This window comes from Campylobacter sp. 2018MI01 (assembly GCF_018501205.1).
Taxonomy (GTDB): Bacteria; Campylobacterota; Campylobacteria; order Campylobacterales; family Campylobacteraceae; genus Campylobacter_E.
The window spans coordinates 1-3,783 of sequence record NZ_JAHCZE010000091.1 but is presented as its reverse complement, the minus strand read 5'-3'; the positions used below and the strand labels follow the sequence as shown (position 1 = coordinate 3,783).

At 26.6% G+C, this 3,783-nt stretch carries 6 protein-coding genes; all 6 read right to left on the bottom strand.

Annotation, left to right across the window (positions count from 1 at the left end; genetic code table 11):
* Window positions 1–359 precede the first annotated feature (359 nt).
* Window positions 360–746: a hypothetical protein gene (locus tag KJQ97_RS08935; RefSeq protein ID WP_214120624.1), complete on the bottom strand. Its 387-nt coding sequence runs from the start codon at window positions 744–746 to the stop codon at window positions 360–362.
* Window positions 746–1,324 carry a 6-pyruvoyl trahydropterin synthase family protein gene (locus tag KJQ97_RS08930; RefSeq protein ID WP_214120623.1) on the bottom strand — a complete coding sequence of 193 codons (579 nt, stop codon included), beginning with the start codon at window positions 1,322–1,324 and terminating at the stop codon, window positions 746–748. Before KJQ97_RS08930 ends, KJQ97_RS08935 begins: the two co-directional genes overlap by 1 nt.
* On the bottom strand, window positions 1,321–2,052 hold the full coding sequence (locus KJQ97_RS08925) for a 7-carboxy-7-deazaguanine synthase QueE (protein WP_214120622.1): 732 nt from the start codon (window positions 2,050–2,052) through the stop codon (window positions 1,321–1,323). Before KJQ97_RS08925 ends, KJQ97_RS08930 begins: the two co-directional genes overlap by 4 nt.
* Complete coding sequence (gene moaA, locus KJQ97_RS08920) at window positions 2,052–3,020, bottom strand: GTP 3',8-cyclase MoaA (RefSeq protein WP_214120621.1); 969 nt, start codon at window positions 3,018–3,020, stop codon at window positions 2,052–2,054. The genes KJQ97_RS08925 and moaA overlap by 1 nt, the downstream gene beginning before the upstream one ends.
* Window positions 3,021–3,029: 9 nt before the next feature.
* Entirely contained in the window at window positions 3,030–3,542 is a 513-nt protein-coding gene (locus tag KJQ97_RS08915) for a helix-turn-helix domain-containing protein (protein ID WP_214116919.1), read from the bottom strand.
* The coding region (locus KJQ97_RS08910) for a hypothetical protein (RefSeq protein ID WP_214120620.1) at window positions 3,532–3,783 on the bottom strand (252 nt) is incomplete at its 5' end. The genes KJQ97_RS08915 and KJQ97_RS08910, both read right to left, overlap by 11 nt.

Genomic DNA, 3,783 nt, shown 5'->3' with positions numbered 1-3,783 from the left:
AAGATAGAGTTGAGACGTGTAAAGATCTGCGATAGCAAAAGAAATGGAGAATAGACAGCTATAATATCATCAAAAGACACACATATTAGCCACTACCCCAATTTGATTTCATCAAAGTAATGGAAACAAAGGAGGCAGATGTGTATAACAGACAACTTCATAGCTTCAATAATAATGCCTGTAAAAAAAACACAAACAATTATCGTATAATAAGCAGGCAAAAGCACTCTAATTCTAAAAATATATTTATGAATGTCCTTTAAATATTGTGAAAAAACAAAATATAAAAGTTCTAAAATTATTAAAATATATACAAAAAACAAATGCACACTTATAAAATCACTCATTAAAAACTCCGATTAAAATAATAAAGAATTTGTAACACCGGCAAATATGATTAAAAATATTTTTAAAATCTCAAAAGCAATACTGAATAATTTAAAATTAAAGCTTTTTTTTGCTTTTTTTATCTTATTAAAAATTACAAGCTGTCTAATGCTAAGATAAAAAATCAAAATCCAACTTAAAAATAAAAAAATCTTAAAATTAAAAAATGCCTTAGTAGCTTCAATAAACATACCACTTAATAATACCAAAACTAAGGCTATAATTTGTATTGGACTAATAATTGAAATTCTTGAAATAAATTTATTAATATCCTTACAACATTGAGAAATAAACAAATAAGAAAATTCTAAAGCTACCAAGCAATACACGAAAAACATATGAATGCCAATAATACTCATTAAACTTCCTTTGGATTTATAAAAATCTCATTATTTTTAATTTTTTCAAATAAATTTATATCACTAAAATCTTCTAAAATCGCCTTAGAAAAAGTTATTTCATTTAAATTAATTATAGGCTCATCATTATAAAAAGCATCATCATATTCACATTCAGCCCAGCCTGTTCTAGTCTCATTTAGTCTGATTTTATCTACTCTTACATTCTCATCATTGTGCATTTTTGAATTCTGCAAAATCTTAGAAATTAATATAAAAAACACTATGCTAAGATTTTCTGCACTGATATTACAAGGTAGTTCAACCCACCTAGCTGAATGCTTTTTAATATCATTTACATACTCTAAATCATCGTATTTATAAATACAAGTGCTATGATCAAAAGCATCTATTATTTGCTTAATATTTCCCTTTAAAAGCCCGAAATCATAAACCATTCCCGCTTTATCAAGAGTATTTGCATATAAAATTAGTTCTAATTTATAAGAATGTCCGTGAATGCTAGTTTTACATCTTTTTGAACTACAAAACCTAACTATATGAGCATTTTCAAACTCAAATAATTTACCTATTCTCATACACCCTCCAAATCATCATAAATTCTAATATGTATCCTATCTGTATAATTAAAGCCATTTTTAATAGCAAATTCTAAAACGCTCTTAGCATTAGCTCTTAATTCATCATTAGTAGCACCCTTTGGCATTAGATAAAAATTAGCGTCTTTATAAGCATTTCTTAATTCAAATAATTCTTGATTATCTTCTAAATCCGCTTTATCTAAAACGATTTTAAAAAATGCTTGTTTTGATTGCTTTAAAATTGAATTAATTGCTTCATAATTTATTCTTTTTTCCTTTGGCATTTTGCTATTTGCAAGTTTTACTCCCATTGCAAAATAACAATTTTTATAAAAATCGTATTCTTTTAAACAAATACTAGCATTAGTCTCAAACTGCACTAAATATTCATTTTTTACCAAATATTCTAAAAGCTCTATAAATTTAGGATTTTCTTGATGAATTAAAGGCTCTCCACCAGTAATTACTATCATAGGTTTATAGCTAAATAAGTTTAATTTATTAATTATATTTTCTAATTTAAATTCCTTATACTCATCACTAAATTCATTAGTATAAACAGCTCTTAAAGTATCGCAACCAATTAATGTTTTATTATTTTTGCTCTTAACAACTCCAAATCCATAGCAAGAGAAATTACACCCCGCAAAACGGATAAAACAAGCAAGTCTTCCTGCAAATATCCCTTCACCTTGAATACTTAAAAATTCTTCAACTAATTTCATCATCCACCCGTTTGTGAAAACGACCTAGCAGAGCTTTTATTATCTTCTTCGCTCCATTTATTTTTCTCAGGTTTGTTTTCTAAAACCGTATTTAAAATCTCTAAAGCCTTATTAATATCTTTATTTCTTAAAGCCTTTTTAATACTCATAGCTTCATCAAAATAAAGGCAAGGTATCAAAAATCCTTCCGCACTAAGTCTTAAACGATTGCAGCTATCACAAAAATCGTGCTTGTGTGGATTAATCACACCAAATACATAATCTAACTCATCAATTTTATATAAACTAGCAGGAGAATTTGGCTCTTTCTCAAGTGCATTTATGCTAAATCTTTGCTTGATTTTATCTAGTATTTCAGCTTCTCTTAATCCACATAATTGTCCGTAAGCGTGTTCGTTTTCCATAAATTCAATAAATCTTATTTGAATATTTTTTTCTTTGCAAAACATAATCAAATCAATTAATTCATCTTCATTAATACCCTTTAAAGGAACGCAATTAATCTTTACTTTTAACCCTACTTCTAAGGCTTCTTCTATACCTTCTAAAACTTCTTTTAAAATATCTTTTTGAGAGATTAATTTTGCTCTTTGTGGCACTAAAGTATCAAGAGATACATTTATTCTTACAAGTCCTGCTGCTTTTAATTTTGCCGCTTGTTCTTTTAATAAAAATCCATTAGTTGTAAGTGCTAAATCCAAATCGCTCTTATAATCAATTAGCATTTTTATGAATTTATCTAAATCAGCTCTTACAAGTGGTTCTCCACCAGTTAAACGGATTTTATCTACACCCTTATCCATACATAATTTTGCAAATAAAAATAATTCTTCATAGCTTAATAAATTTTCTTTAGGAACCCAATTAAAAGGAACTTTTGGCATACAATAAAGACAACGGAAATTACATCTTTGAGTAAGTGAAATTCTTAAATAATTTATCCTTCTTCCATACGAATCAATTAACATTTTTAGTCCTTATAAGCTTTTTAAAATAATATTAATTGCTTGTGGGCTTTTGTTTAGAAGTAATGCTATTTCTTCTACGCTTTTACCATCTCCAAAAAGTTTTAAAATCTGCATTCTTTCAGCGTCTTCATTAGGACTTAGCCTAGTGATTGGCTCGTTTGCAAGTTCTAAATTTGCAATTCTACTATCTTGGTTTTTTGTAACTTCTTGAATACTTTCTTGAATAATACCTAAATCACTATTTAGCTCATTAATTCTTTCATCAATAATTGAATGTATTAAAAACTCACAATTTTGCATAATATTATCATTAAAATCATTTTGTTTAGCGTTATTTATCTCTGCTAGTTTTAATTTTTCTACATCTTTTTCAAGTCTATGAATAGATTTATAATTCTCATCAATAGCCTTTAAAACCCCATCTAATTTATCATTTAAATCTCTAAAACTAAGTCTTACATAAACAAATAATAAAACTATAAAAATTATAAATACAATATAAATTAATAAATCAATCCCCATTTTTTTCCTTTTTAATATTAATTAAATTCCTTTGAATATCAGCTACAAATAAATTAAGCCCTTCTGTATCATATCTTTTAATTTGAGTGATTTTAAAAGTATGCTCATCAATTGCACTAACAAAACAAGATATAGTTCTATCAACTAAAACAAGCCTTGCATAATATGTTTGATTAGGTTTTAAACTATCTTCAACACGAATATATTCATAATTTATTGAATTTGAATAGGTGCTATTATC